This is a genomic window from Pseudomonas sp. (genome assembly GCF_028293835.1).
Taxonomy (GTDB): Bacteria; Pseudomonadota; Gammaproteobacteria; order Pseudomonadales; family Pseudomonadaceae; genus Aquipseudomonas.
The window spans coordinates 13,314-26,818 of sequence record NZ_JAQGNX010000110.1; the positions used below are offsets into that span (position 1 = coordinate 13,314).

A 13,505-nucleotide genomic window follows, 5' to 3' on the forward strand; every position below is an offset into this window, starting at 1 on the left:
TTGATGCGCATAGACGGCCCCTCACCACGCTCATACCCCATAAAGCGCAAGGCTCGCAAAGGCCCTGCGACGGTTGATGGCGCGTTTGAGGAAGTCGACAGCGATATCGAAGTACCGCCTCAAGTGTCTGCCAATAGCTCCCGACCGCAAAACGCCCAGGTAGATCCGACGGCGAATGTTCCGGCCCGTCAACAAGACATGATTTTCCCTCGTTCCGTCAGCACCCGCGTTGCCCATGCGTTGGCCAGTTATCTCACCACGGCCAGTTTCGTTGAGTGGGACATGGAAGTGCTGGGCCTCGACCTTCACATTTGAATTCCCAGCGTCCGCCTTATTACCTCGGTTGCCCATCCTGGAGTGACAACGCCTGGCGTGAATCCCTGTATCCGGAGAATGCGCGGTCCAATGAATACCTCGGGCTTTACGCGCGAGTTTTCAACGCGGTCGAAGGCAACACTACGTTCTACGCACGGCCTTCACCTGCAATCGTTGAGCGTTGGGCGCACACCCTTCCTGAGCAGTTCCGCATCACCGCTAAATTTCACCGCGACATCAGCCACGGCGGCGACCTTCGTCAGAAACTGCAAGCGGCTGAGGACTTTATTCAGCTGTTGGCACCCTTGGGCGCTCGGGTGACGCCGTTGTGGCTGCAGTTACCCGCCAGTTTTGGACCCTCCCGGCTGGCTGAGCTGGTCAGTTTTATCGATGCCCTCGACCGGCCAATGGCGGTCGAGGTTCGGAACTCGACTTTTTTTGCCAAAGGTGAAGAAGAGCGCACGCTCAATCGATTGCTGCTAGACCGGGGCGTGGAGCGTATTTGCCTTGATCCGCGAGCGTTGTTCAGCTGCGTATCGACTGATCCCGCCGTGTTGCACGCACAATCGAAAAAACCTAAAGTCCCGCCGCGCCCTGCAGCGCTGACGCAATTTCCCCAAGTGCGTTTTATTGGTCATCCGCTGCTGGAGGCTAACGACCCTTTTCTTGCACCCTGGGTAGAGAAAGTTGCAGGTTGGATCGAGGAAGGGCGCACGCCTTATGTGTTTATGCACACGCCTGACAACCTCCAGGCGCCTGAGTTGGCGTGGCGTTTCCACGGGCAGTTGATGGCGCGGCTGCCGGGTTTGCCAGCATTGGTGGTACTTGAGAGGGAGCCTGCAGCGCAACAGCAATTGGGTTTGTTGTGAAAATCGGCAGCGCTTAAGCAGCCATACGCAGGTTTTGCAGAATGATTGGCCGGGCCCAGCCGTTGTCGTAGTTCAGATGCCGTTGTTGAGCATCAACCGTTTCGGCGTCGTACGGGACGGCGGCTTTGTCAGCCAAGTCCCATTCGAACTCGGCAATCGGCAGGTGCAACGGACGGGGTTGTGGGCCTGGACCCGGGTTTGCATCGGGCTGGTGGGGGTCCAGAACCAAGGGCCGAACCCAGCCGCTGTCGAAATCCAAATGCCGCTGCTGTTCGATCATGTCGCTGATGCTGAACGGCTCGGCAAGCTTGGGCAGCAGGTGCAGTTCGAATTCCGCAATCGGCAAGAACAAGGGCACGGAGGGTTTGCGCGGGACATCGGCAACCGGCAGTTCGCGCTGGTCGACGATTTGCCCCAGTGCGTTGATGCCGCCCAGTGGTTCGCCAGTCGCCGGGTTGGTAGTAGCCACTGCCGGTGCAGCCGAAACATCAGTTTTGTCCGCGGTTTGCTCGGCCATTGCGCGAGCGAACGCATCCGTCCAGAGCTGGGCGACACCGCTCAGGGTTCTGGAGTTGCGAAGACTAAAGTCGCCTGCGTGGGACAAATAGCCTATCGGTGCGGATTCAATGTCAGACATAGCGCTCGTTGGTCGTCCGGCTCTGGCAAAATGCTGGATATTCTCGTTATCGGCCAATTGCGCCGATCATTAACAAAATAGTTGAGCGTGTGGGCAAATGAGTGAGCAACAGACAGGCAGTCGCATTCGAGTCGAAACCCTGATCAGCAACGGACAGGCGCAAGCAGAGCAGTGGTCCCGGCGCCTCGGGTTGCCGTTGGAAGATTCCCAGGCTGAGTTTGCCCTGCAAGTGACCGACGATGGTTTGCAGTTGCAGCAGCTGGGCACCGACACCTCAGGGCCGGTCCGGGTGGATTTTGTTGAAGGTTCTGCAGCGCATCGGCGTCTGTTCGGTGGCGGTAGCGGGCAAATGATTGCCAAGGCCGTGGGTATTCAGCCAGGTGTGCGGCCCCAGGTATTGGACGCCACGGCGGGATTGGGCAAGGACGCCTTTGTGCTGGCCAGCCTTGGTTGCGAAATAAGCTTGATCGAACGTCAGCCGATTATTGCTGCCTTGCTCGAAGACGGCTTGGCCCGCGGACTCAGGGACCGCGAAATCGGCCCCATTATTGCCAGGATGCGCTTGCTGACGGGCAACTCCATCGAGCTGATTCGTGCTTGGGAAGGCGAGCCGCCGCAGGTCATCTACCTGGATCCGATGTTTCCACACCGAGAAAAAACCGCCCTGGTGAAGAAAGAAATGCGCCTGTTCCGTCCTCTGGTAGGAAATGACATGGACGCCCCAGCGTTGCTCGAAGCCGCCCTGGCCCTGGCCACGCACCGGGTAGTGGTCAAGCGTCCGCGCAAAGCGCCGAGTATCGATGGCCCAAAACCTGGCTATGCATTGGATGGGAAATCCAGCCGCTACGATATCTATCCAAAGAAAGCCCTGAAATCCTAGCCTTCTGTAGGGCCCAGCATTGGCTCTTACAGGTTTTGCTTTTCCTGATTGGGCCGGTACGCGCGCATAAACAGGTTCACTACTTCCTTGACATGCTGTTCGTCCGCTACGGGGTCGGGTGAGTCGTCGCAGCCGATCAGCAGGCGGAAGTTGCAGGTGCCCTTAAGCAGACACAGAAAGTGCTCAGCGGCGATACGCGGCTTGTCGATGACCAGGCTGCCGTTACTGTTGATCTGAACCAGCAGCCGTTCCATTTCCTGCAGAATTCTCTCCGGGCCAGCCTCAAAAAATATCAGTGACATCTTCGGGTCCTGAGCGCCCAGGGCCGTCATGAGCCGGTGCAGTTCAATGGAATCCGGGCTGTTGATCAGGGCATGGAAGCCACGGCCAATGGTGGTCAACACGGTTTCAACCGGCGTGCCCACAGGCATTTCGAAAAACAATTCAGGTAACTGCTCTTCGCATCGTGCGATCACGGCCGCCGAGAATAACGTCTCTTTGTCAGTGAAGTGACTGTAGACCGTCAGTTTAGAGACCCCCGCTGCAGCGGCGACAGCGTCCATGCTGGTGCCGGCATAGCCCTTGCTCACGAACAGATTTTTCGCGGCGTCGAGGATGGCCTGGCGTTTTGCCAGGTCCTTGGGTCGGCCCGGGCCGGAAGTGATCAATGAATTATCAGGCATCTTCGTTTTAATAGTGGACTGATGAGTTTGGTATTTCTTACTATACCCAGCGGTACAACAATTAAAACACCCTTTGTCGAAGGTCCGTCACCATGTTTCGCGATGCCTTGTCGTTAACCCTGCCCATCAGTCTGGTTTTGTTGCTGACAGGCTGTGGTCATGAAGAGCCGGTTCAGGCTGTTGTGCGCCCTGCCATGGTGGTTCAGCCGCAGTTGGCGTCACTGTCGATGGACAGCTATCCCGGTGAAGTACGTGCGCGGTTCGAACCAGACCTGGCGTTTCGAATCCCCGGCAAAGTCATCAAACGCCTGGTGGAAGAGGGTGAGCGGGTCAAAGCCAACCAGCCACTGGCCGAACTGGATCCGCAGGATGTCCGCCTGCAACTGGAGGCGAGCCGTGCCCAGGTGACCGCTGCTGAAGCCAATTTGCAGCTGGTGCGTGCCGAGCGTGATCGCTACAAGACCTTGATGGACCGGCAAATGGTCAGCAAGTCCCAGTTCGACAATGCGGAAAACCTGTTCCGCGCCGGTGAGGCGCGGGTCAAACAAATCAAGGCCGAATTTACCGTAGCCGATAATCAGGCGGGTTACTCCGTGCTGCGCGCTTCGCAGGACGGTGTGATTGCCCGGCGTTTGGTGGAAGTCGGTCAAGTGGTGGCTGCGGGGCAAACCGTCTTTACCCTGGCCACCGATGGCGAGCGTGAGGTATTGATCAGCGTACCTGAGCAAAGCATCGGTAGCGTCAAGATCGGCCAGGCAGTTGCCGTCGAATTGTGGGCGCAACCCGATCAGCGTTTTCCTGGGCGCATCCGGGAATTGTCTCCTGCCGCCGATCCGCGCTCGCGAACCTTCGCCGCGAAAGTTACCTTTGCCGCTGGCAAAGTCCCGCCCGTTTTGGGCCAAAGCGCACGGGTATTTGTTCAGGCCGGGGAAACCAGTGCGATGTCGGTGCCTCTGTCGGCATTGACCGCTGAAAACGGCGCCACATACGTCTGGCGCATCGACACGGACAACACGTTAAAACGCACCCCGGTACGCGTCTCGGCGTACGGCCAAGACACCGTTCCAGTCCTGGAAGGCCTCAGCGCCACGGATTGGATCGTCGCTGCCGGTGTGCACGTGCTGCACGAGGGCGAAAAAGTGCGCCCCGTGGATCGCAGTAATCGAGAAGTGAAGCTGGCGGCCAAGGAGTAAGCACGGATGCGTTTCAACCTTTCCGAATGGGCCCTGCATAACCGTCAGATCGTCCTGTTTTTGATGCTGTTATTGGCCATCGTTGGCGCCTTGTCCTACACCAAACTCGGGCAAAGCGAAGACCCACCGTTCACCTTCAAGGCCATGGTGGTTCGCACCCTCTGGCCCGGTGCCAGCGCTGAGGAAGTCGGTCGGCAAGTCACCGACCGCATCGAGAAAAAGCTGATGGAGACCGGTGAGTACGAACGCATCGTCTCGTTTTCGCGGCCGGGCGAGTCTCAGGTCACCTTCTTCGCTCGCGACGCCATGTCCCCCTCCCAGGTGCCCGAGCTGTGGTATCAGGTGCGAAAGAAGATCAGCGACATCCGCCAAACCTTGCCTAGCGGTATTCAGGGTCCGTTTTTCAACGATGAGTTTGGTACTACCTTCGGCAATATTTACGCACTGAGTGGTCAGGGCTTTGACTATGCCGTGCTTAAACATTACGCCGACCGCGTGCAGATTCAACTGCAGCGGGTCAAGGACGTTGGCAAGATCGAACTGCTGGGGTTGCAGGATGAAAAGATCTGGATCGAGCTGTCGAACCTGAAACTTGCGACTTTGGGTCTTTCGTTGCAAGCGGTCCAGCAGGCGTTGGAAGACCAGAATGCGGTGTCCGCGGCCAGCTTCTTCGAAACCCCCACCGATCGAATTCAGCTGCGGGTGACCGGGCGCTTCCAATCCGTCGACGAGATCGGGAATTTTCCCCTTCGGGTGAACGGTCGCAGCTTCCGCATCGGTGATGTCGCGCAGGTTCATCGCGGCTTCAATGATCCACCCGCGCCGCGCATGCGCTTTATGGGTGAAGACGCCATCGGTCTGGCGGTGGCGATGAAAGAGGGCGGTGACATCCTGTCCCTGGGACACTCGCTTGAAGCCGAATTTGCCCATATCCAACAAAATCTCCCGGCCGGCATGCAACTGCGCAAGGTGTCGGACCAACCGGCTGCGGTGAAGACCGGCGTGGGTGAGTTCGTTCGGGTGTTGGCCGAGGCGCTGGTCATCGTCCTGTTAGTCAGTTTTTTCTCCCTGGGTATGCGCACCGGTCTGGTGGTTGCCCTGACCATTCCGCTTGTGTTGGCGATGACCTTCGCCTGCATGTATTACCTGGGCGTTGGCCTGAACAAAATTTCCCTCGGCGCACTGGTGTTAGCGCTGGGCTTGCTGGTGGACGACGCCATTATTGCCGTCGAGATGATGGCGATCAAAATGGAGCAGGGTTATGACCGGCTAAAGGCCGCGAGTTTCGCCTGGACCAGCACCGCATTCCCGATGCTCACGGGCACGCTGATCACCGCTGCAGGCTTCTTACCGATTGCTACCGCGCAGTCCACCACGGGTGAATACACACGCTCGATCTTTCAAGTGGTGACCATCGCCTTGCTCGCGTCCTGGGTCGCCGCCGTGGTCTTCGTGCCGTATTTGGGCGATCGATTGCTACCTGATCTGGCACAAAAACATGCGGACAAGCATGGAGCAAGCGCACCGGATCCTTATGGCACCCGTTTTTATCAACGTGTGCGAGGCTTGGTGGGCTGGTGCGTGCGCCGTCGCAAAACGGTGCTGGTGCTTACGGTTTGCCTGTTCGTACTGTCGGTGGTGATGTTCCGTTTCGTCCCCCAGCAGTTTTTCCCTGCATCGGTCCGACTGGAGCTGATGGTTGATTTGAAATTGGCCGAGGGCGCTTCGCTGACCAATACCACCGAACAGGTCTCGCGGCTGGAACAGATGCTCAAGGACCACCCTGGTGTCGACAGTTACGTGGCTTACATCGGTACCGGCTCACCAAGATTCTATCTGCCGCTGGACCAGCAGTTGCCGGCTGCCAGCTTCGCTCAATTCGTGGTGTTGGCGAAAACCATCGAAGACCGTGAGGCGGTGCGTACCTGGTTGCTGAATACCCTTAACGAGCAGTTTCCGACGTTGCGACCACGTGTTACTCGTCTGGAAAATGGTCCGCCCGTGGGTTATCCAGTGCAGTTTCGAGTGTCCGGTGAACACATTGAAGAGGTCCGTGAACTGGCACGCAAAGTCGCGGACAAGGTACGGGAGAATCCACGGGTGTCTAACGTCCATCTGGATTGGGAAGAGCCCAGCAAGGTGGTTCACCTCAACGTCGATCAGGACCGGGCACGGGCAATGGGCGTCACAACCGCTGACCTGTCGCGCTTCCTGCAGAGTTCCCTGACCGGGGCCAGCGTTAGCCAATACCGCGAAGACGACGAATTGATCGATATTCTGGTGCGCGGAACCTCCGACGCACGTAAAGACTTGGCCTCGCTCTCAAGCCTCGCCATACCGACCTCCAACGGCACCAGCGTGGCACTGTCGCAAGTCGCGACCCTGGAATACGGTTTTGAAGAAGGGGTCATCTGGCACCGCAATCGACTGCCGACGGTGACCGTGCGCGCGGATATCTACGGGAAAGAACAGCCCGCCACGCTGATCCAGCAAATTCAGCCAACGCTGGCCGGCGTCCGGGCTGAATTACCGGACGGTTATCTGCTGGAGGTCGGCGGCACCGTCGAAGAGTCCGAGCGCGGTCAAAAATCCGTGAACGCTGGCGTGCCGCTGTTTATCGTGGTGGTCCTGACCTTGCTGATGCTGCAACTGCGCAGCTTCTCGCGGGTGGCCATGGTGTTCTTGACTGCGCCGCTGGGCTTGATCGGCGTCACCTCATTCCTGATCCTGTTTAACCAGCCGTTTGGTTTTGTCGCCATGCTCGGCACCATCGCCTTGTCCGGGATGATCATGCGCAACTCAGTGATCCTCGTTGACCAGATCGAACAGGACATTGCGGCGGGACTTGATCCCTGGCACGCGATTATCGAAGCCACCGTGCGCCGCTTCCGCCCCATTGTCCTCACTGCCCTGGCGGCCGTGCTGGCAATGATCCCTTTGTCACGCAGCGTATTCTTCGGCCCCATGGCCGTCGCGATCATGGGCGGCCTGATCGTCGCAACGGCATTGACCTTACTGTTCCTGCCAGCGCTATATGCGGCTTGGTTCAAGGTGAAGAAGGTTGAGGTGTAGGGAATTGCAATCGGTCGCCGACGCCACGCTACCCCGGGGCAAACACGCTCACCGTAGCAGGGTCCGCCACGTCTTCGACGCTGCGCTGTCACGCAGCAAACACAAAACCTGTAGGCGCTCCCGAAGGCTGCGACAGGCTAGGGTCACGGGCGACCGGCACCCCTTAAGCGGTATAACGAGGGCGACCGGTTCCCGGTCGAATCGCAGCCTTCGGCGGCTCCTACAGAGGCGTGTCTCAATTCTGGCTAAAATTGAGATAGGGCGGTGGATTTCCGTCCCTCTGTCTCAAATCTAGCTAAAGTTGAGTTATAAAGACCAATCTGCTGTACTGCTATCTCAGTTTTTGCAGAATTTGAGTTAGCGATGATCAAGTCCCCACCCGTTACCGCGAAACTTCCGGAGGATTTTTTTCAGCCCTCTGCTGAAAATCCGCTACGGGACAATGTCGCTGAGTGTCTGGCATTGCATAAGCCGCTGGATGACCAAGGCCGTTATCGGCCTTTTGACGAATTGCGTCATCGCTGGCGCAGCGGGCTGAATCCGGCGACGTGCTGGGCCATCGTTAAATCGGCTCGGGTAAGCCAAGGCTTGCCGATTTTGCCGTTGGGGAGTCTGGATCACTGGTGCAGTTACTTCCTGACACCTATTGCGCACAAGGCCATTTCCGCGGTCGACAGAAACGCCAGCACAGCCGCGCTTGAGTACATGTCCCATAAAATCGGTGAGGGCGCTCATGTCAGTTACCTGCTCAACGATTTAATCGAAGACGAAGCCATTAGCAGCAGCCAGCTTGAAGGCGCCGCGACCACTACCTTGATCGCCAAAGACATGCTTAAGCGCAAGAGGCAGCCTCGTACGCCCGATGAAAGAATGATCATAGGCAACTATCAGTTGATGAAATTCGCCTGGGACAACCGGCTGCAACCGCTGAGCGTTGAGCTGATTGCGCGCCTGCATGAAGTAGGTGTAGCCGGGATTGATGACGATAAATACTCGCCCGGTGTTTTTCGAACCCGCGACGATGTGGTTGTGCAGGACGGGGAGGGCAACACCGTTCATGTCCCGCCGATAGCGCAAGAATTGGCGGCAAGGCTCAAAGTACTCGCCGATTGGACCAACACCCCCCATGACAATGCGGACCGTGAGGATTATCTGCACCCGTTGATCAAAGGTATCGCTTTGCATTTTGCGTTGGGCTACGAGCACCCGTTTCGAGACGGTAATGGGCGTGTGGCGAGAGCGTTGTTCTACTGGTTCATGTTCAAAAACGATTTCTCCGCGTTCCGCTACATCGCCATCAGCGTGTTGCTGCGCAATGCACCGGTCAAATATGGGCGGTCATACCTGTACACAGAAACAGACGCAATGGACCTGACCTACTTTATCGATCACCAGTGTTCGGTGGTGATCCGGGCTGTGAATGACTTCCTGACAGCCTATAAAAAAATGGCGGTTGATACCGTGAGCTTCGACCATTGGCTCGCAGGCTCGGCGTTGTACGACAGGTTCAGCGAGAAACAAAAAACCGTATTTCAGGTGGCGATCAATGGCACGGCAAAGGAATTTACAGCAGTCAACGTGAAGGAAAATCTGGATTGTTCCTACAACACTGCGTCGGCAGTGCTGAACGGCCTGGTCGACCTGAACGTGTTCAAAAAAACCAAAACGGGTCGGGAGTGGGTGTTCAGTCTGCGTGACGAATCCGAAATCAAGCGGGCGTGGCTGTAACCTTCAGCGCAATTGAGCGCTACAGACAAGCCCGGCTTGCTCACATCGCCCCAAACACTTTCTTGGCGAGGCTGGTCGCCGCTTCCGCTGGGTTTTTGCGGATGCTTTCTTCTTGCTCGCCGATCATTTTGAACAGGCCGTTCAGCGCTTGCTCGGTCACGTAGCCTTCGATGTTGGCGTCTTTGCTGTCGACCACACCAAGGGCCGCCGCTTGACCGGCGAATGAATTGTATTTTTGCGCGACGCCGACTTTGTCGGTGGCTTGTTTGACGATGGGCAGGAATTTCGCGCGGATCTGCTCGCGGCTGGTCTTGCTCAGATATTGGGTGGCTGAGTCATTGCCGCCGCTGAGGATGCCCTTGGCATCGGCCACGCTCATTTTCTTCACGGCATCCACCAGCAGCGCCTGTGCTTGCGGCACAGCGGCTTCGGCGGCTTGGTTCATGCTGGCTTCCAGTTGATCGACCTGGGCACCCATGCCGAACTGTTTCATCTTCTTCGCCACCTTGCCAAGGCTGCCGGGTAACTCGATACGTACGTCCTTGTTGTTGCTGAAACCACCGGGAACGCCCAATTCCTTGACGGCAATTTGCGCGCCTTGGGTCAGTGCATCCTTGAGGCCGCCGGTGGCGTCCGATTGGGACAGATCGCTCAACGAAAGAGCGAAAACGTTGGTGGACAGCAACAAGCCCGCACACAGGCCAGCAAAAACAACGGAAGGGCGGAGCATTGATACATCCTTTCAAATATGCGATTTAAGAAACACACGCGCTGGGGTTAAAGTCAGCGCTTGGGTACTACTGAACCGAGTCCAGGCGAATTCGTAGCGGCTGCGGGTCTTGTCCGTCGAATTGCACGTCATGACGTTCGGTGCTGACAAACAGCAGTTTACCGTCGAGCTCAATGTGTGCGCTGACCGAATAACGATGACCGGCCTGCACTTGTTTCGGATCATAAGCCAAGGCAAAGGGCAGAGGAACCTGGCCTGTGACCGGACCGGTTTGCCTGGCCAGTATGACCACAGGGGCATCTGCGCGGGAGATGTCTTGAAGGCTGACAGTCATGGTCGCAGCCGCTGGCAATGCGACGCGTTGCAGGTAGAAAAGCTCACCGTCGAGGCTGGCTTGATGCGTGGATTGAGGAAGGGCACAGGCACCGAGCAATGCGGTCGCGAGTATCAACACTAACTTTTTCATTGGGATCTCCATACAGGTGGCGGCAGAAGAAGCCTGACGCCACCGACAGGAACTTAACGGATTTATGCCGCGGGGTCAGCCTCTGAAACATCTTCGCTGCGGTGCAAGGCCACTTGGCGGATGGATAAACGGATCTCGGCAGGCAGTACGCGCTTGGCTGCGCCCTCCGCCAATTCGCCCAATAACGGGTGATAACTGAGCTTGCCGGCCGTGTCTTTGCGCAATACGCCGAGGTCGAGCATGTTTTGGATAAAGTGCCTGAACAGGCTTTTATCGAAGAATTCCGGTGCATTGAGGCCATGCAAAATCGATAACCGTTGGGCCATGACCGTACACAGATCTTCCAGTTCTTCGGCGCTGATGCTGTTTTGACCGCTGTTGAGCAGCAACGAGATCGCCATGTAAAAGCGCTGTAGCGTCTGGGCAATTATCCGCGACAGCAACGTCAGTTGGACAAAGCTCCGCGAACTCGGTGCCGGGCGCAGGTAAACCTCATTCTCACAGCGCAGCAAGCCTTGTTCGACGAAAGCCTCGAGCCATTGATCAACCACCGCGTCCAGTTCACTCAGTGGCCAGCGAATGAACAGCTCCGATTGCAGGTACGGATACAGTGCCCGGGCGTAACGCAGTATCTGTTCACGGTTCATGCGCGATGAGCTTTGGAACAAGCTTGCCAACAGCGAGGGCAGGGCGAAGATGTGCAGGACGTTGTTGCGGTAATAGGTCATCAAGACCGCGTTTTGCTCATCCAGGTACAACACTTTGCCCAGCGCGTCGTTTTGTTCCGACAGCAGGTTCATGCCCTTCACGTAGTCGATCAGCACCTTGCCGTCGCCCTCGGGCAACGTGGTGTGCGGCGAATAAGGCACACGGCGCAACAGCTTCAGGTACAGGTCTAGCACCCGCGCCATGGCTTGATCGTCCAGCGCTAGCTTGTTGGTGGACAGCAATGCCAGTGCCACCAGGTTGACCGGGTTGATGGCCGCCGCTTCGTTCAAGTGACGGGCCACGCGCTGACCGAGACGGTAGGTGGTGTCGTTCAACCAGGCAGGTCGGAATTGCGGGCCCAATTCCTGTTGGCGCCAGCCGGGTTGTTCATGATCAAGAAATTCCGCGAGTTTGATCGGCTCGCCAAAGTTGACCGACACTTGGCCGAAGCGTTGCTTCCTGAGGGCGCCGATCACTTTGAATATATCGAAAATCGATTCCTTCTTTTTGCTGGCCCCGCGCAGCTCACCCAAGTAGGTGCGGCCTTCAAGTACCCGCTCATAGCCTATGTACACCGGTACAAACACAATCGGCGTGCGGGAGCTGCGCAAAAAGCTGCGCAAGGTAATCGCCAGCATCCCGGTCTTCGGTTGCAGCATGCGCCCGGTCCGGGAGCGGCCGCCTTCGACGAAGTATTCAACCGGAAACCCTTTGGTGAACAAGGTGTGCAAGTATTCGTTAAACACCGAGCTGTACAGCGGGTTGCCCTTGAACGTACGGCGCATGAAAAAGGCGCCACCGCGTCGCAACAGTCCGCCAATGCCTGGCATGTTCAAGTTGATACCTGCAGCCACGTGCGGCGGTGTCAGGCCGTTGCGAAACAGCAGGTAGGACAGCAACAGGTAATCGATGTGGCTGCGATGACAAGGCACATAAATAACTTCATGACCCGGCGAGACCGCTTGCACGCCTTCTAGGTGACTGACCTTGATCCCGTCGTAGATTTTGTTCCAGAACCAACTCAGCACCACTTCCATGAAGCGGATGACGGAATAGCTGTAGTCCGAGGCGATTTCGTTGCCATAGCGCAGCGCTTGAGCCTGAGCTTTGGCCGCCGTGGTGTTTGACCGTTCGGCTTCTTCGAGAATGGCTTGTTTCACTAACGGCTCGTCCAACAGGCCGCGAACCAATGTGCGCCGGTGCGAAAGGTCGGGACCGATGACGGCGGTTTTAAGGTTGCGAAAGTGCACCCGGAAAATCCGCTGAGCCATCCGCAACGTGCGTTCGTGGCCTTTGTTTTCATCGATCAGGTCACGTAGGTGGACCGGCGCTGAAAACTGCACGCGGGTTTTGCGCCCCAGAATCAGGATGCTGACCAACCGCCGCAAGCGCCCCGTAACCGCCCAGCTGTCAGCAAACAGCAGCTTCCACGGGCTCGACTCACTGTCCGGTGACTGACCCCAGAACACACTGACCGGGATAATCTGCGCATCCTCGCCGGCGTTCTGGGTGATGGCGCTGACCAGCCGTTCCAGCGTGGGCGGCGCCCCGCGTTTGTCTTGGCGGCCCAGCCAGTCGGGTTCTGGCGTCAGGTAGAAAAACGCGGCCGGTTCCAGCAAGTTACCAACTGCGACGGGCAGGACCGGACGAGGCAGCCCGGCTTTGCGACACTCAGTGTCGACCACCGCGAGATCACTCAACGATGGCGATTGCAGGACATAAAACACCGGTCGGCTGCGGTCGAGGTTAAGGGTGAACGACGATTGATTGATAGTCTCCGAGCGAACCCAGAGGTACAGCAAGCGGCGCAATGTGCCAAACACAAGACGGCGGAACGGGGAGCGGGTCATACGGCATCTGCTGCTTTGAAAACGAGAGGGACAGTGTGCCGTATCTTTTGATGAACGGCAAAAACATCAGGTCGGGTTGATAGCTACAAAATAATGCGGCTTTTAATAATTGATTTAAAAGGCGGAAAATAAAGGTCGTACTGTAATATTCACTTGCCATAAGCATAAAAAAATCAATAAATTCAAATGATTGATCATAATTTCAATAGTATTAGGAACATTCTTACCAAGGAATAGAAAGTGTGTCTCGTTGTATCCAGTAGGGGCTACTTTATTACAATTTAATGTAAAGAATGGCGGATATCTTAGCGGTGTGCTGGCGTTTTTTTGCAGGTCATGGTTCTGTGGGGGGGCATATAAATGGAGTTAGAGAG

11 protein-coding genes are annotated in these 13,505 nt (G+C 57.0%); 6 read left to right on the forward strand and 5 right to left on the reverse strand.

Annotated elements, in window-relative coordinates:
- The first annotated feature begins 3 nt into the window (after positions 1 to 3).
- Positions 4 to 315, forward strand: coding sequence for a hypothetical protein (locus tag JWR17_RS15975; RefSeq protein ID WP_299832904.1), 312 nt, complete (start codon positions 4 to 6; stop codon positions 313 to 315).
- Positions 312 to 1,184, forward strand: a complete 873-nt coding sequence (locus tag JWR17_RS15980) for a DUF72 domain-containing protein (RefSeq protein WP_299832905.1) — start codon at positions 312 to 314, stop codon at positions 1,182 to 1,184. The genes JWR17_RS15975 and JWR17_RS15980 overlap by 4 nt, the downstream gene beginning before the upstream one ends.
- A gap of 13 nt (positions 1,185 to 1,197) precedes the next feature.
- Here JWR17_RS15980 and JWR17_RS15985 read toward each other — a convergent pair whose 3' ends face one another.
- The gene (locus JWR17_RS15985; RefSeq protein ID WP_299832906.1) at positions 1,198 to 1,821 is read right to left on the reverse strand and encodes an energy transducer TonB; all 624 of its coding nucleotides are present in this window, start codon (positions 1,819 to 1,821) and stop codon (positions 1,198 to 1,200) included.
- A gap of 97 nt (positions 1,822 to 1,918) precedes the next feature.
- On the opposite strand from JWR17_RS15985, the gene JWR17_RS15990 reads away from it, so the two are divergent.
- Positions 1,919 to 2,701: a class I SAM-dependent methyltransferase gene (locus JWR17_RS15990; RefSeq protein ID WP_299832907.1), complete on the forward strand. Its 783-nt coding sequence runs from the start codon at positions 1,919 to 1,921 to the stop codon at positions 2,699 to 2,701.
- 26 nt (positions 2,702 to 2,727) lie between these two features.
- On the opposite strand, the gene JWR17_RS15995 is transcribed toward JWR17_RS15990, so the two are convergent.
- Positions 2,728 to 3,384, reverse strand: coding sequence for a TetR/AcrR family transcriptional regulator (locus JWR17_RS15995; RefSeq protein ID WP_299832908.1), 657 nt, complete (start codon positions 3,382 to 3,384; stop codon positions 2,728 to 2,730).
- A gap of 92 nt (positions 3,385 to 3,476) precedes the next feature.
- On the opposite strand from JWR17_RS15995, the gene JWR17_RS16000 reads away from it, so the two are divergent.
- From JWR17_RS16000 to JWR17_RS16010, 3 genes are all read left to right on the forward strand, one after another.
- Positions 3,477 to 4,577, forward strand: a complete 1,101-nt coding sequence (locus JWR17_RS16000) for an efflux RND transporter periplasmic adaptor subunit (RefSeq protein WP_299832909.1) — start codon at positions 3,477 to 3,479, stop codon at positions 4,575 to 4,577.
- A 6-nt stretch (positions 4,578 to 4,583) separates the two neighbouring features.
- Positions 4,584 to 7,649 carry an efflux RND transporter permease subunit gene (locus tag JWR17_RS16005; RefSeq protein ID WP_299832910.1) on the forward strand — a complete coding sequence of 1,022 codons (3,066 nt, stop codon included), beginning with the start codon at positions 4,584 to 4,586 and terminating at the stop codon, positions 7,647 to 7,649.
- Positions 7,650 to 8,012: 363 nt separating this feature from the next.
- On the forward strand, positions 8,013 to 9,377 hold the full coding sequence (locus tag JWR17_RS16010) for a Fic family protein (RefSeq protein WP_299832911.1): 1,365 nt from the start codon (positions 8,013 to 8,015) through the stop codon (positions 9,375 to 9,377).
- Positions 9,378 to 9,417: 40 nt separating this feature from the next.
- On the opposite strand, the gene JWR17_RS16015 is transcribed toward JWR17_RS16010, so the two are convergent.
- The 3 genes from JWR17_RS16015 to plsB form a co-directional block, all read right to left on the reverse strand.
- On the reverse strand, positions 9,418 to 10,107 hold the full coding sequence (locus JWR17_RS16015; protein WP_299832912.1) for a DUF4197 domain-containing protein: 690 nt from the start codon (positions 10,105 to 10,107) through the stop codon (positions 9,418 to 9,420).
- 67 nt (positions 10,108 to 10,174) lie between these two features.
- Positions 10,175 to 10,573, reverse strand: coding sequence for a YbaY family lipoprotein (locus JWR17_RS16020; protein ID WP_299832913.1), 399 nt, complete (start codon positions 10,571 to 10,573; stop codon positions 10,175 to 10,177).
- A gap of 62 nt (positions 10,574 to 10,635) precedes the next feature.
- Positions 10,636 to 13,131: a glycerol-3-phosphate 1-O-acyltransferase PlsB gene (gene plsB / locus JWR17_RS16025; protein WP_299832914.1), complete on the reverse strand. Its 2,496-nt coding sequence runs from the start codon at positions 13,129 to 13,131 to the stop codon at positions 10,636 to 10,638.
- Between the last annotated feature and the right edge of the window lie 374 nt (positions 13,132 to 13,505).